The sequence below is a fragment of the Leptospira fainei serovar Hurstbridge str. BUT 6 genome, from assembly GCF_000306235.2.
GTDB classification, from domain to species: Bacteria; Spirochaetota; Leptospiria; order Leptospirales; family Leptospiraceae; genus Leptospira_B; species Leptospira_B fainei.
On record NZ_AKWZ02000011.1, the window covers coordinates 311,498 to 331,619 of the forward strand.

Annotated in this window: 14 protein-coding genes; 7 read left to right on the forward strand and 7 right to left on the reverse strand. The window is 44.4% G+C overall.

Features of this window, described 5'->3' with window-relative positions; genetic code table 11:
* Window positions 1–5 precede the first annotated feature (5 nt).
* The gene (locus tag LEP1GSC058_RS19165; RefSeq protein WP_016551143.1) at window positions 6–2,384 is read right to left on the reverse strand and encodes a SpoIIE family protein phosphatase; all 2,379 of its coding nucleotides are present in this window, start codon (window positions 2,382–2,384) and stop codon (window positions 6–8) included.
* A gap of 284 nt (window positions 2,385–2,668) precedes the next feature.
* Between LEP1GSC058_RS19165 and LEP1GSC058_RS19170 the strand changes: the two genes are divergently transcribed.
* Window positions 2,669–3,157: a hypothetical protein gene (locus LEP1GSC058_RS19170; RefSeq protein ID WP_016551114.1), complete on the forward strand. Its 489-nt coding sequence runs from the start codon at window positions 2,669–2,671 to the stop codon at window positions 3,155–3,157.
* Window positions 3,158–3,216: 59 nt separating this feature from the next.
* On the opposite strand, the gene LEP1GSC058_RS19175 is transcribed toward LEP1GSC058_RS19170, so the two are convergent.
* Entirely contained in the window at window positions 3,217–4,023 is an 807-nt protein-coding gene (locus LEP1GSC058_RS19175) for an acyl-CoA desaturase (protein WP_016551098.1), read from the reverse strand.
* Window positions 4,024–4,776: 753 nt separating this feature from the next.
* Between LEP1GSC058_RS19175 and LEP1GSC058_RS19185 the strand changes: the two genes are divergently transcribed.
* Window positions 4,777–5,016 (forward strand): hypothetical protein, encoded by a 240-nt coding sequence (locus LEP1GSC058_RS19185; protein ID WP_016551068.1) that lies wholly within the window; start codon window positions 4,777–4,779, stop codon window positions 5,014–5,016.
* Window positions 5,017–5,042: 26 nt separating this feature from the next.
* Entirely contained in the window at window positions 5,043–6,464 is a 1,422-nt protein-coding gene (locus LEP1GSC058_RS19190; RefSeq protein ID WP_016551155.1) for a transglutaminase domain-containing protein, read from the forward strand.
* A gap of 210 nt (window positions 6,465–6,674) precedes the next feature.
* Here the strand turns inward: LEP1GSC058_RS19190 and LEP1GSC058_RS19195 are convergent, their stop codons facing one another.
* The 3 genes from LEP1GSC058_RS19195 to LEP1GSC058_RS19205 form a co-directional block, all read right to left on the reverse strand.
* Window positions 6,675–9,077 carry a right-handed parallel beta-helix repeat-containing protein gene (locus LEP1GSC058_RS19195; RefSeq protein WP_016551091.1) on the reverse strand — a complete coding sequence of 801 codons (2,403 nt, stop codon included), beginning with the start codon at window positions 9,075–9,077 and terminating at the stop codon, window positions 6,675–6,677.
* Window positions 9,078–9,493: 416 nt separating this feature from the next.
* Window positions 9,494–10,444, reverse strand: a complete 951-nt coding sequence (locus LEP1GSC058_RS19200) for a P-loop NTPase family protein (RefSeq protein ID WP_039948880.1) — start codon at window positions 10,442–10,444, stop codon at window positions 9,494–9,496.
* A 9-nt stretch (window positions 10,445–10,453) separates the two neighbouring features.
* Window positions 10,454–12,466: a protein meaA gene (locus LEP1GSC058_RS19205; RefSeq protein ID WP_016551088.1), complete on the reverse strand. Its 2,013-nt coding sequence runs from the start codon at window positions 12,464–12,466 to the stop codon at window positions 10,454–10,456.
* A 112-nt stretch (window positions 12,467–12,578) separates the two neighbouring features.
* On the opposite strand from LEP1GSC058_RS19205, the gene LEP1GSC058_RS19210 reads away from it, so the two are divergent.
* Window positions 12,579–13,910, forward strand: a complete 1,332-nt coding sequence (locus LEP1GSC058_RS19210; RefSeq protein WP_016551166.1) for a hypothetical protein — start codon at window positions 12,579–12,581, stop codon at window positions 13,908–13,910.
* The gene (locus LEP1GSC058_RS19215; protein ID WP_016551212.1) at window positions 13,907–14,596 is read left to right on the forward strand and encodes a class I SAM-dependent methyltransferase; all 690 of its coding nucleotides are present in this window, start codon (window positions 13,907–13,909) and stop codon (window positions 14,594–14,596) included. The genes LEP1GSC058_RS19210 and LEP1GSC058_RS19215 overlap by 4 nt, the downstream gene beginning before the upstream one ends.
* 62 nt (window positions 14,597–14,658) lie before the next feature.
* Here LEP1GSC058_RS19215 and LEP1GSC058_RS19220 read toward each other — a convergent pair whose 3' ends face one another.
* Together LEP1GSC058_RS19220 and LEP1GSC058_RS20220 are read right to left on the reverse strand one after the other, a co-directional pair.
* Window positions 14,659–16,116 (reverse strand): helix-turn-helix domain-containing protein, encoded by a 1,458-nt coding sequence (locus tag LEP1GSC058_RS19220; RefSeq protein ID WP_232224752.1) that lies wholly within the window; start codon window positions 16,114–16,116, stop codon window positions 14,659–14,661.
* 328 nt (window positions 16,117–16,444) lie between these two features.
* Window positions 16,445–16,663, reverse strand: a complete 219-nt coding sequence (locus tag LEP1GSC058_RS20220) for a hypothetical protein (protein WP_016551141.1) — start codon at window positions 16,661–16,663, stop codon at window positions 16,445–16,447.
* A gap of 181 nt (window positions 16,664–16,844) precedes the next feature.
* Between LEP1GSC058_RS20220 and LEP1GSC058_RS19230 the strand changes: the two genes are divergently transcribed.
* The gene (locus LEP1GSC058_RS19230) at window positions 16,845–17,810 is read left to right on the forward strand and encodes a sodium-dependent bicarbonate transport family permease (RefSeq protein ID WP_016551267.1); all 966 of its coding nucleotides are present in this window, start codon (window positions 16,845–16,847) and stop codon (window positions 17,808–17,810) included.
* Window positions 17,811–17,991: 181 nt separating this feature from the next.
* Window positions 17,992–19,965, forward strand: coding sequence for an alginate export family protein (locus tag LEP1GSC058_RS19235; protein ID WP_016551275.1), 1,974 nt, complete (start codon window positions 17,992–17,994; stop codon window positions 19,963–19,965).
* The last annotated feature ends 157 nt before the right edge of the window (window positions 19,966–20,122 follow it).

Sequence of the window (20,122 nt, forward strand, 5' to 3'; positions counted from 1 at the left end):
CGCTTTTACACCAGGGCAGGCTCGGTGCTATCGCTACGTTCCGGATTCTTTCGGGAAACGATTTGCTTTAGAACGGCCATAGTCGTCCTGAATTTTGCCCGGCTTCCGGTTAGTCGATATAGGGCTACTAGATGTTTCAGGTTCCGAACGTTTTCGGGCTCGCGGGAACGTAATTTTTCGGAATACTCCAGCGACTTCCAATAATCCTTGGTTTTTCTTAAGCAATACGAAGCATAAAAGATATATTCGTTATCAAAAGGAACTTTGGAGAGGTAGGCTTCGCAGTAACTCGCGCCCTCCTCGTAATCTTTCGCGTTAATGCAAATCCTCGAGAGCTGCTTATGAAGCGCGGGGTCGGAGTCGTCCAGCGCAAGAGCCTTTGTGAAAATCACTTTAGTTTTTTCGTAATTTCCTTTCTTGTATTCCCGAATCCCTTCCTGTAATAGACGATTGTATTCTTCGGGCACGATTTTTGGCTCGGAGGGCGCGACTGATTCCTTAAAGCCCACCCTCATTAAGCTTAGATCGTCCGAAACTTCTCCCGCGGCCGAAATCAATCGTTCAAGATCCTGCAAATTTCCGTTGGCAAGTTCCACAAATCGAAGAAAAAGAAACTCATCTTCGTTCATTGCGGGCTCTTCCTTATTAGGATCGGTAATTAAAATATCGTCTCGACCGTCGGAACCGATAAAAACCACGTCCCCTTTTTCCAACTTATAAACTCTGACCAGCGGCTCGGGAGAGTTCTCCGAGAAACCCAATTTTCGCAGCGCTAACTCGGGATCCAGGAAGGTCGCTTTTCCGTCCCTATATAATACCATATTGGGATGTTCCGCATTCAAGGAGTAAAGAGCGCCCGTTTCTTCATCCAATAGACAAATTAAGGCGGACACTAACATGGTCCCGTCAAATGTAACGAATACGTTTTGCAATTCAGTATAACAGTCTTTCAGCCATTTTTCGGGAGTCTTGCGTTGGTTGGTTCTGGACAGTTGAGTTCTGGTCAGAATGGCTTTGAATACCGTACCCATTACTAACGCTCCCCCTGCGCCTTGAATCGATTTACCCATAGCGTCGGAATTCATCATTACCAGATATTTTTTCCCGTACAAAGTGATTTCGCTGATGGAAACCAAATCGCCGCCGATATCGGATTCTCTTTTTCGGAATGTAAAGGTTTTCTTTTGTTTTAAGATCGATTGGATTTTCGTGGACGGTCCGTTATGATCGAGCGTCGCTAACGGACGAAGGAGTAGGGAAGTGAGATAATAATCTCCGTCTTGCTTTTCCTTCAAAGCGCGTAGGTCGGTTAAGGTTTCCTGGAGTTCGTGAGTTTTCTCCTCCACTTTCTTTTCCAAAAAGAGTTGGTGATCGAGTAAGTCTTTCTTCATTCCGACGAAGACTTCCGCCATTTCACCAAGCTCGTCGGATCTTTCCAAATCCACGATCTTTGACTCATCCTCACCGGGGTTTTTCATGGCAAAGTTTAACGCTTTAACCGCATGGATAATATCGCGAGAGAAGAAATAGGAAGTGATTAGGATTCCTCCGAACACGAAGAGTGCGATCAGTCCGCAATAGATCCAAAGATTTCGAGTCGATTCATATAGATCGGTCTCGTCGATCATCAATACGAATTCAAGTTTCAAATTGCTCAAGCCCTGATTTTCGTACGGTATTTTGGTGAGATACAGATGCTTTTCCGCGAATTTTAGGCGGGTTCCATCTTTTAAGGAGGCCAGAGGTTTCTGTTCCAAATATTTTGCAATGAAGGTGTCGGAGGATGCGACAAGCTTTCCTTTTTCGAAGATCGCCATGTGGACGTCCTCGGATCCGACAATCGATTGGAGAAATTTTTCGTTTACGACCTGTCCGACCAACATCAATCCCCCGCGAAGAGGAGCCGTGATCCGAAGACCTAAGCCGCTATGGCCGATTTCCAAAGTGGAGGCTCCTGCGCCATGCAAAGCCTCCTGCACGATTTTTTGTTTGGACTTATCGTCGCCGAAATCCTTAGGGCGATGAAACCGGAAAAAGACGACCCCTTTCGAATCCAGAAGTTCGAAAATCGAAAGATCGTATTGAGCCATAATTCCTTTGACATAATCGAAATTTGCCAAGAGCAAAGGCCGATTATTATTTAATCCGCTTTCCAGAATGGATCGAGTCTTTTGATTTCTTTCTATTTCTTTTAAAAGGAGACGTATCACCTCGTCTTTATGGTGTAGTTCTTTGCGGAATTCGAACGCTCTATCCAGAGCTCTCTTGTTTTGCGGCTCGTTTTTGACTCGATCAATCATTTGAATAAACGTAAACGCGAGTATGAGAACGAGAAGGAGCTGACTCGCTCCTAAGATGATGAAGATTTTTTGTCTAAAACTCATAAAGTTACCCGGAAGCTTGAAACTGACTGTGCAGAAATGGAATGAGGACGCTTAGAATTTTCAGCCTAGTAATTCCTCGTTTAGTTAAAGGAGTCTAGAATTTACGCTTTAATGATCCCAACGGTACTAAGGAATCGTGAAAATACCGTTACAAATACGGGTCAGAATCGCATTTTGGCGTTTAGGCGAAGGTCGATACGGTTGACATAAGATGTCGAGGTTTTCAACCTTTTCAAAAATTCGGAACGGAATATTTTCTTCCGCCGAGTACAGAGGGAAGAAAGATGGAATCGCAGGAATCTCAAAAGCAAGGATATCCGTTTCGTCCATTGCAGGACTTTGTTTTAGGGGAAGTTCTCGGCAGAACTTTGGAGAGATTAGGAACTCCCATTCAGGAAACGGAAGCCGCCATACTTTCACATTTAAATCAGGGGATCAAGGAATTTCAATTTACTCCGAACTCTAAGAAGCAGGTTCTCCTGCAGAGCATGCCTAGTCAGTTCCGTTCCTTTTTAGAGCTCGGAAAAGAGCTGGAGCTCCTGGAGGTTCTGCATAAAACCATCGCCGTCGAAGGTCGATTGGATCTGGCCCTGGAACTTATCGAATGGATTTTTACCGGATTCGAAAAAGAAGATCTGGTAAGAAGACTTTTTAAATTGGTTCTAAACGGAAAGATAGAATTGAAACCGGAATTTTATTCGGTGCTCAAAGAGGAATATGAAAAGGAAATGTTGGGCGACTTAGGAAAGTTACGGAAGGAAAATCACGAATAAAACGTTCGTTAAGAAAATCCCTCGCGGAAATTTCCGCGAAGGACAATTTGAAGAATCTTTTATGCTACGTCAGCTAGGGGGGAACGGGGAGTTCCGGGAAGTTCTTGTCTCCCTTTTTCGGTCCAGACGGCTCTTTGAATCTTGATGATTCTTAAGAAATGCAAAGCTTTCATTACTTGATAAGTGAAGTCGATTTCGAACCAACGGAACGCAAAATTCGGAGAATTAGGATGCGCATGGTGATTATTTTGGTAGAGTTCGCCTAAAATCAGGATATCGATCGGTAGGGTATTTTTCGAATTATCCGGATTCTTCGCATGGTTCCGATATCCGTACATATGCCCGCACCAGTTAACGATCGCGCCGTGAACCGGACTCATTAAGTAATGGATGGGAAGAAGCGCATAAAGCCAGAGAGCATCGCCCGGAACAAACGCCATATAAAACAATGTGTAAGAAGTTCCAAAGAATAAACGAACAAACCAAGAATCCGCAAATCGATCAAAGAAAGGCATCTCCGGATAATTCCCTTTGAAATCTTTTTCGACGTCCGTTTTATGATTTAGAATGTTTTCGTACGTGACAGCAGTAGTCCACATCATATCCAGGAAGCCGGTCGAGGCAACGGGGGAATGCGGATCTTTTACGGTATCACTATATGCATGATGTTGACGATGTAATATTGCGTACGCGCGAGGATTTAAATAAGAAGATCCTTGAACGAAGAAGGTAAAGAAATAAAAGAACTTTTCCCAGAAACGGTTTAGTTTGAACATTTGATGGGCGGAATAGCGGTGCAGGAAAAAAGACTGCACAAAGGCCGCTAAAAACCAATGTCCTGCGAAAAAGCTTAGAATGATTGCCATGAAGGGCTCCTCTCGGTTGTACCTTTTTCTTTATACGAGCCTGGGACGCCGGGTTTGTTGCGAAAAAGGAGGGTACTTTCCGAAAAAATTTTCGGTTTTATGGATCGGCGATTTCGTCGGGAACTCCCGAATTACGTGACGGAATCGCCGATAACAAACAGCGAAAAATATTACAATATGATGAATGGGAAAAATCTATGTCCCTTCAGCGTAAAAATTCTCCGTAAAGATACCCGTTTTATAAGACTTGTTTTTAGCTCGAGATTCGAGGATTTCCGTTTTTGTTTCCCGGTTTCTGGTTTTCAACCGTAAAGAATTTTCTAAACGCGTATCGGTTTTTATAGTTCGTTTGGAAGAATAATGATATCGCTCCGCTTCGTTTACATTTCCTTTTTCGGGATTTCGTGAGAACGATAAGCAGAACGGATTAATTGCAACGATAAAAGACTCTACGAAGATCGAAGTATCGTCAAAGGAATTCCGCTGGACGAGCCTATGCGGAAATTCAAGGCAGCTGCGATGTATGCGAACTTTCCACTCCATCTTTTTCCCCGGAAAATTCATTGGATGGTATGAACGCTAATGCAATTCCGAAAAGAATGATATAGATGAAAATCTGTACCAATTTCATGCAACATGAGACGTTATCTTTTTTCTAGTTCTAACAATTTCGGAAAAAAATTCCAAATTTTTAATTGAATCGATTTGTAGATAAAATGTTGACTAACTTTGATCGATCGATAACATCCCTCCATGGATTTGCAGAACGAACAAATACCTCCCGGATTCTCGACCGAATCTTGGAATGCCCTAACACCGGAACAAAAGAAACAATATCTGAACGCGACAGCCCAAACCGGGGCTCAAGGTAACGGTCAAGCACCCGCAACCCCAACACAAGGGCAGATCTATGCCGAGGTTGGAAAACAAATGCTGTTAGGAACAATCTGGAGTTTTTTTAGAAGTTTGCTTTATAGATTTCTTCGATTTTAATTTCTTCCATACGAGTTTCATAATATATGATCGGTAGATTTGCTTCCGCAATCTTACTCGTTTATTTATTCTTATTTTTGAATGCGGGCTCCGCAGTCGGAGGTTCTTCCGCAAGAAGAACCAGCATCATGGGTATCTCCTCGGGTGAACCGGTATTAAAGCGATTCCCTCAGAGATTTAAAATTACTCGTAAGCTTCGACTTGCGAGCGGTCTTCCTTCTAATCTCTCCGGGAGCGGTTTTAAAATCGAAATTCTGATTCCGATTCCACAAGACGACGAATCGAGAGAAGTATCCGGTATTAAATACAATACGGGAGATATCGTAATCTCGCCCGATTCGCAGCAAAAGTTTCTGTACATCACCTCGGGAAATTCCGCTCCCGAAGTCGAAATCACCCATTTAGTAAAGTCTTATCGAACGGACTGGGATCCGGATTTTTTTGACGCAGAAGTAAAATACGATCCGACTTCCGATTTAGTAATGCGTTATACGGGTAAGCACGAACAAATAGACCCTAATCATCCGAACATCAGGTCTTTGGTGTCTGCGGCGGCAAAGAAGACGTCGCGGCCCTTTGATTTTGCCAACGAATCAATCAAAGAAATTCAGAAAAAGTTAATATGGAAGAATACCGGAAAGTATGCGACGATCAGTCAGACCTTCGCGAACGGCGGAGGGGATTGCGGCGCCTTGAGCCGAGTTTTGCAATCCATGCTTCGAAGCCAAGGGATTCCGACTCGATTCGTTTCCGGGGGGATTCTTAAAAACGGTAAGGACTGGGATTGGCATGTTTGGACCGAATTTTACATCCCGGAAAAAGGCTGGGTACCGGCCGACCCGGCAATGTTTGAATCGGTCCCAATGGTCGGCTTTATGGATAAAAATCATATCGCATTCAATCGCGGGGAAAAGGAAGAAGTTTTTCTTCCGGACGGTCGTAAGATGGCAGTGAATTCCGGTCTCCAAAATTATCTTTATTACTATTCTTCGTACGATGGTCCCGCGATCCGTTATGATATGGATGTAAGAGTCGAGGTTCTTGATGAGGCGCCGGAAGATTCTTATTATAATTCGGATTCTTTTTTAAATAGGATTCGGAACTCGTTTTTGGAAAGGATTAACGGAGTTAGGCTGGAATCCGGGCTGCCTTTACTGACGAAATCCGATAAACTTGAAAAAGCGGCGCAGGATCTCGCAATCGGAATGGTTTCCGGAGACGAGAAGGACTATAATACTTCCTTAAAAGACCAGGGTTATTCTGCCAAAGGTTTGTTATTGGATGCTTGGATCGTGGGAGATATCGGATCGGATGCCGTCTCCACGAACACGGATCGATTGGTTAAAGACCCGAGTTTTGCGAAGACTGGATTTGCGAAAGATATGGGAGTCGGAGTCGGGTATAGGCTGGGAAGATTTTACTTTTACGTTATATTAGGAACGGAATGAGAATTGTCCGTTTTGGTCGCGGCAACGATGCGTAGGGTGCTGCGAAGTCACGGCGACAAAACGTAACGGTTTATTAAGGATCTCTAAATAAACGTCGCCGGGACCGAAGCGTTAGCGTAGCCCGAAGCAGCGTGACCCTGAACGAAGAGAAGGGGGCCGCCCTTAATTAAGAGTCTCGATATCGGTTCGAAATGTTCATGAATGAGTTTCTTACTTACAAGAACCGTTAAATTCGAAAGCCCCGATCGAATAACCGTACGCTCCCGCTGGAATAAAGGAAGGAGCCGTCACGACGACGTTTTGGGTGCGCGGCGCCGAGACGATATCTGTCGATGTGAATGCTGGGAGGACATTATCGTTGATACCCCCGTATACCGAGTAGCAGGATGAAGTCGAAGTCAGCATAAACGCGTGATATATGTCCGTTGCCGCTACGAAATTCGGCGCCTGAGCGTAATCCTGTGAAGCGGCACTAGTTCCGGAAAGATAAGTAGGCACACCGCAAGCAGTGGAACTTAATCCACCGATGATCCCGCCGGGGCATATACCGCCGTAAGAGGTGGCCGTTCCATTTTCATACGCAAGAGTGGAACAACCGTAAAAATTATTTCCTTGAATGGAGGATGCCGCGCTCGACGTAGTCGCGTGATATAGACAAGTAAATCCCGGACTAGGGGTAATCAGTTGATTATTTTCGAGCGCGATCTTGGAAGAAAGCATATTATAACTGACCGCTTTGGAATTTGCTGCTGCGCCGTTTCCGGAATAAATACTATTTCCGAGAAAAGTAATATTTGTCGTATTTACGTTGCTTGCTTGCAGGAAAATACCGAGAAAATTAGTTGCGGTAACGCTTGGATCAATATAAGCCAAAGGATTGATAGAGTTAGAGTTAACCACTAAGGTGTTTGCGAGATTCATATTACGGATGTCGATCCCGGCGGAATAATTAACCGGAAAGATTCCACCTGTGGAACTGTGACCGCTGATTCTATTCCAAGAAATAATTCCGGAGGATGCATCAGCGACGATTCCGGCAGAGGCCGATCCGCCTGTCCCTCCGGTAATGGTATTGTATTCTATGATGATATTATTACTGTTCATCATTTGGATGCCTGATAAAAGTCCGGCCGCAGCCCCGGGTTGTCCGCCGAAAATCGCGTTTTGAAAGATATATATTAATCCCGGGCTAGGAGTCGCACCGTTAAAAAGGATACCGGTCGTATATGCTTTTGTCGGATCGGCTGAAGCAACGATACCGAACCCCGATATCTTTACGACTTCGTTAGCGGTCAAGACGGGAGTCGTTACTTGAATAGGGGCGCATGGAGTTGCGTAAGCGACGCCACAGCCTGCGGTTGCATCGCTAATGATCGTCTGGTATTTCGACGGAGATCGCGTTCCGAAGCCGGGCGCAAATCCTCCCATTAAGGACGTTTTTTGCGAAAGGACGATCGGAGTTGAAACGGAATAAGTGCCTTGCGAAACGGAAACTAGGCAGGAAGTTGCGGCGCAATTCGTAACCGCTTGTTGAATCGTAGCGCAAGGAGCGATCGGCGAAGAGCAGGCGGGTGCTGCGGCGTCGGCTCCGGTGGGGGACACGTAATATTGCTGGCTTACAAGAGAAAAATTCAATTGTAAAGCCGCGCCTTCGAGCATCAAGTTTCCTCCTGAATCCGTGCAGCCCGTAACTTTTGCGTAAACGTTTAGCGGAGGCGTAAGAGTCGGACTGTAGCTTCCTGCATTGGGCGTAATCGTCAGAACGTTGCCTACAACCGACATCGTTGCATACGGTCCTAAATTCGTGGGATTCGCCGCAACAGTCGCATCTAGAACGCAACTTCCGACATTCGGATTTTCGGATAACGTGATATTAATCGTATCCGTTACTAGGATTGCAGTATTGTTTGCAGGTCGGGTTAACGTAGGGCTAAAGCAATTTAAGATAACCGTCGGAGGGGAGCCTCCGTTTACGATTCCGGTGTTCGACGGCGCAGCGCGAAAAATGCAGGTTTGGTCGGGCAACGGTTGAAAGATGTTCACGGCGAAAGATTGTTGGTCTGCTACCGTCGTTGGAAATTGATATGTTCCGTTTCCGGTGATCGACAAGTGATCCGTTCCGTTATCGGAAAGGGTCAGAGTATCGGTATTACTTGCGGATATTCCTACGACCGTAACGTTGATCGGATAAAACGCTACTCCGCACTGGACTTGAACGACGGTTGAAGGGAAAAGAACTTGGCTATTAGGATTTACGATCTGGCAAATAATTTGAGGAGTCACAACCGGTTGACTCGTTATGCTTAAATTGTAATTCGTACCGGGAAGTTGTTTTGTCGGAAACGATTGAACTCCGTTACTGTTGAAAGTAAGTATCTCTCCTAACGAATCGCTGACGCTTACGGAGGCAAGAGCCGGGAGTCCCGATACCTGTACTTGGATCGGGAGGGGAGTATTTACGTTTGTACTCAACTGGGAAAAGATTAAGAAATCCAGAGGGCCGGAATTAGGTCCTTGGTAACACCCCATCGTTAAAAAGGAGATGCAGAAGATCGGAATGATAATTTTTTTGTGCATCTCTCTCTTACTTTCTTTTGCTCGAATTTCGGACAAACAACGCCGCGATTCCGCAGGCACAGTATTTCCTCGATTTTAAGCGAGGTTCCTTAATAGATACGTATATAATAACATCTACAAAAACCGAGTTATTCATTTGATAGAAAAAAATTAAAAATGATCGATCGGATCGGCCCTAAAAACGAACTTATACGATCAATGGAAAGATTTCCGTAATTTCAGATATGCGCTTATAAATCCACGAAATTTACAAATCGGTGTAAAATCTGTGCGCGATATTTCGTCGAATCTCAGATCACACTCTTAAAATATCTCTCTTCCCGTTTTTCATTCTGTCAATAATTTATAAACGCAGGATCCTGGAATTGCAAGTAGGATTTTAGCCCGGAGTTTTCCGGATAGGAAGCCTATAAGCGATTCCAAGGAATTATCCGAAACGCGTATTCGAATATTTAGTCCTTTAATTTTTTACGTACTTCCAGTAAAGCTAAGGCTTCGCACTGCTCGAAGGATCCGCTTACCGGAAATCGAACATTGGTTAAGATTTGCAGGCCAAAATTTCCGAACTCGTTTTTTATCCATTTGCGGACCTGCATTACGGTTTCGGCGTCCCTTTTGGATCCGGGAGTTTGGGATACGATATATTGCAATAATTCTTGGATACCTCGTTTCGTTTTAACGCTGGTCATAAAGACCGGCGGTAAGGCTCCACCCGGAGTAAGGTCCCGCAAGAATTCGAGAGTATTGGTCAACGTATGATAACTAGCCATCGCTAAGGATTCTTCGTCGCATTTATTTAATATAAAGGCGTTCGGAACCTCCATGATTCCGCTTTTCATAAACTGAATTTGGTCCCCGCCTAAAGGGACGAGGACTAAAAAGGATACGTCGGCAAGCTTCGATACCTCGATCTCATTTTGTCCGATACCTACCGTCTCCACAAAAACGAAATCGAAGAAGCAGCGTAAAAGGCGAATAACGTGATACGTATAAGGATTGACTCCGCCCAATTCTAATTGGCTCGGCTGCGATCGAAAGTAAAGTCTCTTTTCCCTCGGAGGCAGAGATAGACGGGTCCTATCTCCCAAGAGAGACCCTCCGCTGATATGGCTCGAAGGATCTATGGCTACGATCGCCATTTTCCTTTCGGGAAACGCCTTCAGGAATTCGGTCGAGAATTCTCCTAATAGGGAGGATTTTCCCGCGCCGGGTGTTCCGGTTAAGCCGATGGTCAGAGCTTTTTTTTCCGTGAAGCCTTGCTCTTCCAATTCTTGAAAAAGCATTTTACGAAATTCGAATGAATCTGGCTTTTCTAATTCCGTAATCAACTTCGCCAAGGGGAATTTCTCCCCTAAAGCGGCTTCCTGGATTAAATTTTTGAGCTCGGAAGAGGTGTACCGCACCGCCATAGTTTAGGCGGCGACGGGAGCCTTAGAAAGAATATCGATGATACGTTCCATAACGTCCATTAGATCGTAATCTTTCGGCGTAAAAATCGCTTTGACTCCGATTTTGGTAAGCGTTTCAAAATCGGACTGTGGGATGATTCCGCCGAAGACGACGGGAATATCCGCTTTGTAATGCTTTAATTCTTCGAAGATCTGTCGAGCCAACTCTACGTGAGATCCTGAAAGTATGGAGACACCGATAACATTCGCGTTTTCTTCCACTGCCGATTGAACGATATCTTCGGGAGTCAGACGGATTCCGGAATAAATAACGTCGAATCCGGCATGCTTCGCAGAAACGGCAATCATTTCTGCGCCGTTGGAATGTCCGTCTAATCCCGGTTTACCGACGACTATTTTCGGGCGGGCGCCGGTATCTTTCAGAAACTTTTCCACTTTGGAACGGACACGCGTCACCTTATCCGTTTCCAAATTTAATTTCTGTCCTTCGACTCCGGTGGCCGGTCGGTATTCTCCGAACACTTTCCGTAAAACGTCGGACCATTCTCCGGTGGAGACCAAGGCTTTTGCACACTCGATCGACGCATACATTAGGTTTTTGCCGTTCTTTGCGTCGTCTTCCAATCTTGCCAAGGATTCCGCGACTCTCTTAGGATCGCGTTTCGCTTTTACGTCCGCCAGTACTTTGAGAGTTTGCTCGGCCGATTTTGGATCTACTTTGAATACTCCTCCATCGGAATCGTTCGTCAGAGGTGAAGGAGTTCCCTCTTGCCATTTGTTTTTTCCGACGATGATGAGTTCGTTATTATTAATCTTAGCTAATCTCTCCGCCTGAGATTTCACGAGCTGCGTTTTCATATACCCGTTATCGATTGCTTTGATTGCGCCGCCCATTTCTTTGATCTTTTCGATCTCTTTCGTGGCATTTTCAATCAGTTCCTGGACTTTGCTTGCTACGACTTTCGAGCCTTCGAACAAGTCGGGATATTCTAAAAGATCGGTTTCGTACGCGAGCACTTGCTGTAAACGAAGCGACCATTGCTGATCCCAAGGGCGGGGGAGTGAGAGTGCCTCGTTCCAAGCGGGAAGTTGAAGAGCGCGACAACGAGCGTCTTTGCTAAGTGTTACGCCCAGAGCTTCGATCAGAATTCTCCAAGCGTTATTTTCCGGCTGCTCTTCCGTTAAGCCCAACGAGTTCACTTGCACTCCGTAACGGAAACGGCGGAATTTCTCGCTCTTCACTTCGTAATTCTTCGCGGTGATCCGGTCCCACATTTCGGTAAAGGCGCGCATTTTGCACATTTCTTCGATAAAGCGGATCCCTGCGTTTACGAAAAAGGAAATTCGCCCGACGCATTGCTCGAACTCTTCGTGAGTAAAACAATTTCTATCTTTGATTGCGTCCAGTATCGCCATAGCGGTTGCGAGAGCAAAGGCGAGCTCTTGAACCGGAGTGGCTCCGGCCTCCTGCAAATGGTACGAACAAATATTGGAAGGATTCCATTTGGGAATTTTCTTTAAGCAATATTCGTACATATCCACGATAATCCGAATCGAATGTTCGGGTGGGAAAATGTAAGTTCCTCTTGCGAGGTATTCTTTAATTATGTCGTTTTGCGTTGTTCCCTGAAGTTTGGTGACATCTTCACCCCTTTCCTCGGCCAACGCTACGTAAAGAGATAATAGCCACATCGAAGTGCCGTTGATTGTCATCGAAGTATTCATCTCTTCGATCGGAATTTGATCGAATAAGATTCGGAAATCTTCTAGAGTGTTGATGGGAACTCCAACTTTGCCGATTTCTGGTCGCGCGATCGAGTGATCAGAGCTATAACCGCATTGGGTCGGGAGATCGAAAGCGATGGAAAGTCCGGTTTGGCCTTTCGAAAGGTTCTCGCGGAAGAGCTCGTTGGATTCCTTCGCATTCGTATGGCCGGCATAGGTTCTGAAAATCCAAGCCGGCTCCTTGCTAGGTTTCCCACTTTTATCGTAAAGGATGTGATCTTTTCTTTCCATCTTTGAGTCCTCGGGGAATATGCCTCTTAGTTTAGTTCAAAATGTGTTGGTATAATTTCACCTAAATTTTTAACGTTGCTCCGAAATCCGGCAGAACGAAAATACCGCAAAGATGGACTTGGAACGAAACAAAAAAGCAAATCCCTTCCTTATTTTGGTCTCGGTCCTTTTTCTAACCGGACTTTTGACGATTCTCTACTCTTGGCACGGAGAACCCGGCAACGGGGAATCGTATCGGGTCTTAGCAGAACTTCGATCTCTACAAGAAGACGGAGGATTCCTTTCTCCTCACGAACCTCTGGCCTTTCTTTTACTTTCTCTATGGAAGTCGGTTCTAAGTTTGAATTATAGCCCGGCTTACATATCTTTCGGCGCTTTTTTTCTGAGTGTTTCTGTCCATCTCTGCGCATATTTACTAGAAAGGGAAACCTGGAAACTGAACCAATATTTGCTTTGTTATCTTGCGGCGATAAACCCTTTGGTATACGGGGTCCCGTTCTATCATTTACCCGAATTGGTCAGTTTTAGTTTTTTACTTTTGCTTTTTTTATCTTTCCGAATGGAAACCGTAGTCGACCTGCTAGTTCTGGTTTCTTGTACTGTGCTCGGGTTGTTCTCGCATTTTACCTTCTTTCTAATAGGCTTTACGATTTTCGTAATTAAGGCCGGTACGGTCGGACTGAGAGAAAAAAAGAAAAAACAGTCCGTCTTTTTTAAACGAAGAAACATACCGAAATTATTTCTTTTCGGTTATTTATCGGTCTTTGTCGTTACGGTAATCCTTTTAGGTAATTTGGATTTTTACGGAAAACATTCCTTTGCATATATGGGGCAAAAGGCTTGGGGCTATTTGTTGGGTTTCGGAACTTTTGTTTTCATTTTGGGAGCGGGGACTTTTCTGCTTCGCTCCGAGAAGGAATTAAATTCGCTTCCGGCGTCGATCGCGATGTTTTTTCTCTTTGCAACCTCCGCATACTTTACGGTCCGTCCGATCGTCGGATTGGATTCGGTAAAACTCAATTCCTTATCTAAGGACATAGTTTCGTTGAGAGGGCGAGGGATTATCGATACCAACGAAAGAATATTCGTAAACGGTGATACTGCCGCGTATGTGTACTTTCATACGAAGCAAAAATTATCCTTTCAAGAGCGGGACGGATTTTCCGATCATGATTATATCCTAATTTCGGAAATTTGGCCGGTAGATAGAAAATTGCTACAACGGGAAGTGAAATCCAAGTCGGCTCAATATCTATTCGTTTCGGGCGATCGGATTTTGATCAACGGTCTTTTATGGAAGAGAATACAGAACGACCCGAGCTTGAAAACATTGAAGCATAAATCCGTCGTCGCTAAACAAGCGTTGGAAAGCGACTCGGGCTATGATCGCCTTCGTGCATTTTTAACCGGGACGATAACGTCGTCGAAGATCCCTCCGGCATGATTCCCGGAAAGAAGGGAAAAAAAGACAGCGATTATATCGCATACGGAGCGAACGGCCAACCTTTCGAAAAATCCTATTGGAAGGAAATCTACGGATCGGGAGTGGACGTAGACGCTTCGTTTAATGCAAGAGAACATGCGAAGTACGTAAAATCCTTGATGGAGTTGATGCAAATTCCCGTTTATAGTTTAGCCGACTTCGGTTTCGGCAAAGCCTTGCTTCTTAAGGAGATGGTGAAGGCGTTTCAGCCGGGTCGAATTTTCGGAATAGATCCTTCGGAAGAGATGATCGACGCGATCGGGGCCCAAAAGTGGATTCGCGGTTATAATCTTTCCTTTTTACACAGCACTATTCAGGATATGGATCCTAAGTATTTTGTGGGAGCTCCCTTCGACTTGGGGATTTGCAATTCGGTCGTTCAATATATAGAGAAAGGCGAGCTGAAGGGAGTATTCGGGAAACTCCATTCGATCGTTCGATATCTGTATTTTACGGTGCCGACTAAGAACGATTATACGCGTATGAAAAAAGAAATCTATTTTTCCGATCCGTTTGCGCACGAACGGAGTAAGGTTTTTTACGAAAAATTGATTCGTCCGTATTTTAGACGAGTCGCGTTCAACCTTCTGGAAAGTAGGATCGTGCAGAATTCCCAGTTTAGCGACGAATTCTTTACCGATCCTTAAAAAGTCCGATCTCTTCCGGATCAAACCCGTCGTTGTCGGCCTTTCCTGATTTTTCCTTTCTCCTAACTAAGGTTGCGTCTCCGAAACATCTTCGGATTGCTTCCGGTCATTTTCTTAAATTCGAGGTAGAATGCTGAGCGGGAGCTAAATCCCGCCATATCGCCGATATTCGCAGTAGTTTCGCTTGGAAATTCCACGAGTAGAAACTTAGCTTCCTCGACTCGGTATTGATTTAAAAGTGCCGGAAAGCTGGTTTTAAATTCTGTATTGATTATTTCGGAAAGCTGATGTACGGAAATTCCCATGATTTTTGCCACATCTTCTTCTTTAAGCGCCTTCGTTAAATAAATCTTCTCTCTTTTTAAGAGCCGCAATAAAGCTTCGACGCAGGCTTTTACGTCGATGGACGCTAAATGCGACTTCTTTATCGCGGATTTTTCGATTTCCCAGCGATGAATGATCTCTCGAGATAATAATGTGGAGCTAATGGAGAAAACGGGAAAATAAAAGATAATTCCGTAAACGGAAATCCAATTAAAAGGATAAAATTCGAAGTGGAAAGTGGTTTTAAAAATACTGAATATTAAAAATACGCTCCAAATTCCGACATAGGCGGATTCGTAATAACTTTTAAATTTAAAAAGAGAAGCGTGACTTTTGGAAAAACAGAAAAACATCAATCCGTAATTAAGGATAAGAATCCAGATTCGGTGCTCGTACCAAAAATCGGATAGAGTTATTAAAGGATAGAATATTCCTGCAAAGCAGGCTATCCAGAAGATAGGCGATTTCTGAATCGATGCAGCCTCCTCGTTTGCCCAGGAAGATAAATATAGAAAGAATGTGAAATGAGTGATTCCCAAAAACAGAAAATAATTGTGCCGGAAAAGATTGTTCTCGTTTCCGAAAAGGGAGGAGAATTCCCGACCATGCAGAAAATATAATGTGATTCCGATGGAAATCAGATGAATCGGCAGAGTAAGAAATAGCGGTTTTTTTGAATATGCAAAGCAATATATGCTGTATCCGACAGCCAATAGAATGGATAGGCATGCGATTATCAGGATGGTCGATCGAGTGCGAATTTGTATTTGGTAATCCACTTCCGGCAATAATCGAATAGGGTAGTTGATATTCTCATTGGTTTGAAGGAAGAGATAGTAAGTTCTGTCCTCTTGCGGCTGAAGATTGATTGTGAAATGCGGGAGTAGGGAACGGCTTCCCCATAAAGTTAAAGTCTCATTACCGGAATATAATCCTTCATAATTCCCTTGCGAGTCGACGGAGCAAAGCTCGGCTTCCGCAACGTTCAGCCAGTACAAGGAGAGCACCCTCGAAACGGGCTCTTTTCCAAGATTTACGATTCGGAACCTGAGCCAGTTGCCAGCAGGACTTCTCGGAACTCGGATGACCTCCCCCGTATTATGGTGCCATTCCAGCTCTCCTAGCGCTCGCACCGTTTCAGCTTTACAATGCTGGAATTTATTTCCTAAATATCTGTATTCTATTCTCGGGCTCAAATTTTCGATAGGGGAACGCGAGTAGATTTCTACAATTTCTACCGGATTAGCGAAAGCATGTCCTGTACTAAAGAATATCACGAGTGGAAGAGAAAACAGTAATCTCGATTTTAAATATGAAATAAATTTGCTGTTTTGATTCCTTTTCATTTGAAAATTCCCAAGTTTTTTAAGATCTTAATGACCTTAGCTTTATGCCATCGGAAGCCTTTGAATTTCATAAGCGGCCGAGATTCGTTAAAGTCCCATTCATCAATCGCGGATTGAGCGCGGTCTAAGTCGGCTGCTTTCGGATTAGTACATAGAATCCAATTGTTGAGCAAGGAATCTATTTGAAAGTACAAATAACTTCAGGCCCGTGATTTAAGTCTCCTTCCACCCCGACAGTCCAAACCAATGCCATAACCGCTCGATACCTCATCTGCTTCCCCTTCGCAATCGGCTTAGAAAGAGCTTTTGGCAGGAAACCTAACATTTCTTGAGCTCTCACATCTGCCAAAATGGCCTTTCTGATTATGTACAAAGCAGCTATTTTGGAAAAATACAACTAATATAATTTGTCCAATATTATAAAGTTAGAAAAAAATATAGACAGCAAATATGTCCAGAGATCTAGGTGGACAAGTTCCGATTGAAGATTAACCGCTTTCACCTCGGCCGCATTGCGGCGAGAAGAATGGAGAGGGTTTGTATCATTCGGAATACGATTCAATTCTTGGAGAATTTATATGGATCCCAAGCTTATCTTGGAAAATCTACTTAACCCGCCCGTGCTCTTTTTCTTTTTGGGGATTTCGGCAGTACTTCTGAAATCCAGCCTAGAGATTCCGGAAGCTCTATCGAAATTTTTCGGTATGTACCTGATGTTCGCCATCGGATTTAAAGGGGGGGTTGAGTTAGCCGCTGCTCATTTCACTGCCGCAAACCTTTATACTCTCTTGGCTTGTAGTGGAATGGCTTTGTTTGTTCCGTTATATTCGTTCTATATACTGAGAATCAAATTGGACGTTCATAACGCCGCCGCAATTGCAGCTACGTACGGTTCGGTAAGCGCCGGGACTTTTGTGACGGCTCATGCGTTTTTGAATAATATGAACCTTGAGTTTGACGGTTTCTTGGTGGCGGGATTGGCCTTGATGGAGTCTCCAGCCATTATCATAGGCGTTGCAATCGATAGAATTGCTAAAAAGAATTCGGGAGGAGATTTCTCCTGGAAAGAGCTGTGTCGTGAAGCTTTCTTAGGCGGATCGATCTTCCTTCTCGTCGGTTCGTTAATCATCGGAATGCTTACGGGCGAGAGCGGCTGGAAAGCCGAAAAGCCGTTCGCAGATGCGCTCTTTAAAGGGATGCTTTCCTTTTTCCTACTCGATATGGGCTTAGTTGCAGCGAAAAAGCTGAAGGACTTGAAAACTGCAGGTCCTTTCCTCGTGGTTTTTGCAATCCTGATACCGCTACTTAACGCAGCTATCGGACTAGGCTTAGCTAAGTTGATCGGAATGTCGCATACCGACGCGTTTATGTTTATAATTCTTTGCGCTTCCGCCTCTTATATCGCAGTCGGCGCAGCGATGAGAACTTCCGTCCCGGATGCAAATCCCAGTCTTTATCTTCCGATGTCTCTTGCGGTAACTTTTCCGTTCAACGTCATCGTGGGGATTCCCCTTTATTGGTATGTTGTCAAAAACTTTCTATAGTTCTCCGACTTAGTCATAATGTTTCATGTCGCCTGATGCGTCATCGGTAGCATGAAACATTGAAAACGGAAAGATAGTAAAATCGATAATCGACTTAGAATCGAAGCCATAATAAGGGAGTTTGCTTCACAGAATTCAAAATCCAATTAAAGACTTACAAAGCTTTAAGGATGTAAACACAATGAAATATTTTAATAAAGAAAATCATAAACAAATAGAGGGATGGCAATTAATCTCCGTTTTGCTTATCCTCGGATCTGCGACTGCTCTGTTGGGACAACCGACGAAGCATTCGGAGACATCCGAAATGAAATTAAAACAAATCGAGGAGAAGGAAGCTCCCGGAAGATCGGCGGATCAAAAAGATAATTCTAAATCTTCCCAAGATAACGGCGAGGAAGGGTATGTTTCTCCTTTGAAAGAGAACGGACTGACCGCCGATTATAATCGGACGATGTTTATAGATCCCGAACTCGCAAAAAAATTCAATCAGCGTAAAAAAGCTTGGGTTGGCGATTGGCTTCGAGTCGGCGCGTATATTCGTCCCCGCTGGGAAGATCGATATAATTTGAATTTCGATAAATCGAATAAAGCCGACACTTCTCGAATTCTTCAAACATCGCAATTGTTTCTTTTATTGGATCCGAGTCCTTACTTCTCGATGAAGATTAATATTCAGGACGCTAGAGTTTGGGGTGGTGGATCCACTCCTGCAAGTGTTGGGGACGTCCGTGCAAACGCCTTTGCCAATACCGGTACTACGATTACTCCGGGCGAGGCGACTAACATTCCGAGCCAAACGACAATTCGTGAAGCTTGGTTTATGATGAAGAAATTACCGTTAGATGCGAAAGTTCAAGTCGGAAGAATGGCGATGGCTTACGGGGATCAAAGAATGATCGGTAGCGCGAATTGGACGATTAACGGTCTTTCTTACGACGGCGCCAGAGTAATGTTTGATCAAGACCATTTTAATATCCATTTGTTAGGAACGAAGATCGTGGGTAATCAGAGCGGTCCGAATGGTGTTTTGTCCGCGAACGCTCCAGTCACTGTGACCGATCCTGTGACAGGAAAGACTACTACGGTTAACCCCGGGCAACCGGATAAATATTTGGTGGGATCTTATAATACGATCAAACCGAATGAATGGTTCTTAGTCGATCTGTACGCGCTCGGAATGCTTACTCATAAAGCTCCTACGTTTGCTGGGACATCCTCCACTTTTCCGGCGACGCCCGCGACTCCGGATTCGGATTTGACTCAGAATCAGTGGTCCAAGCAGCAGGATAATCTAATAACGACCGGTTTTAGAATTACGAATCGAACGGCAAAAAACTATCTTCCGACTAACGGGCCTTGGGGAAGCTGGGACTGGTCGATTGAGAGCGCTTGGCAATCCGGTTCTACGGGATCCCGGGTGAATAGACAGGTCTTAGGTCAAGATATTACTCAGCCGGTTAGCATCGACGGAGTTAGTTATAATGTAAGCGTTGCCGGTACTCAGAACCAAAAATATTCGGGGAGATTCATGTCTTTGCAAACCGGATATACATTCTTTGAAAAATTGCGCTTGGGAACCCAATACATTTTGTCTTCGGGCGATGCAAATCGCAAAGATGGAAGTAACTCTACGTTTCAAACATTGACTATGCCTCGTTTCGGAATTTTCCCGTATTGGAACAACGTTGCAGGATTATCCGAAAACACAGGTTCGAAGAATCTAAGATCTTTAACTTTTAATATAGAATATAAGTCCGAAAAATTCGGTACATTTTATGTATCATATTTTATTAATAATAAAGATAAAGTTCAGGACGCTTGGTACGCGATTAACGGGACCGCGAACACCGGATTTAGTACCGAATTAAATGCGGTCGGCCAAAAAACGGCGGTCATCGGAACTCCGGGACGTAATATATATAACGAATTCGATATTGCATGGTCCTACTTGATAAACGACTACGTTTCTCTATGGATCGGTGCTGGATTTCTTTCCGCCGGAAGCGCCGTTAAAAATCAGAGGAACGCACTGTATTCGTATGACCTCCAGACAGGAGTAATTTCTCAAGTAAATGCGAATGTTATCAACGGAACGCAAGGAGCGGCATCTCAAGCGAGAATGTTCTACATGCAGTTTAATGCGGCGTTCTAAGTGAATATGGGAGCGATATGACGATACTTGCTTATCTTGCAGTTGCAGCATCCCTTTTAGTACCCTTTCTAATAGGGAGGGTGTTAGGAGTGGATTTTTTAGGAGCCGATAGTTCGATCTTGATCGGGCTTACGCTCCAGGCTGCGTTGGGAATACC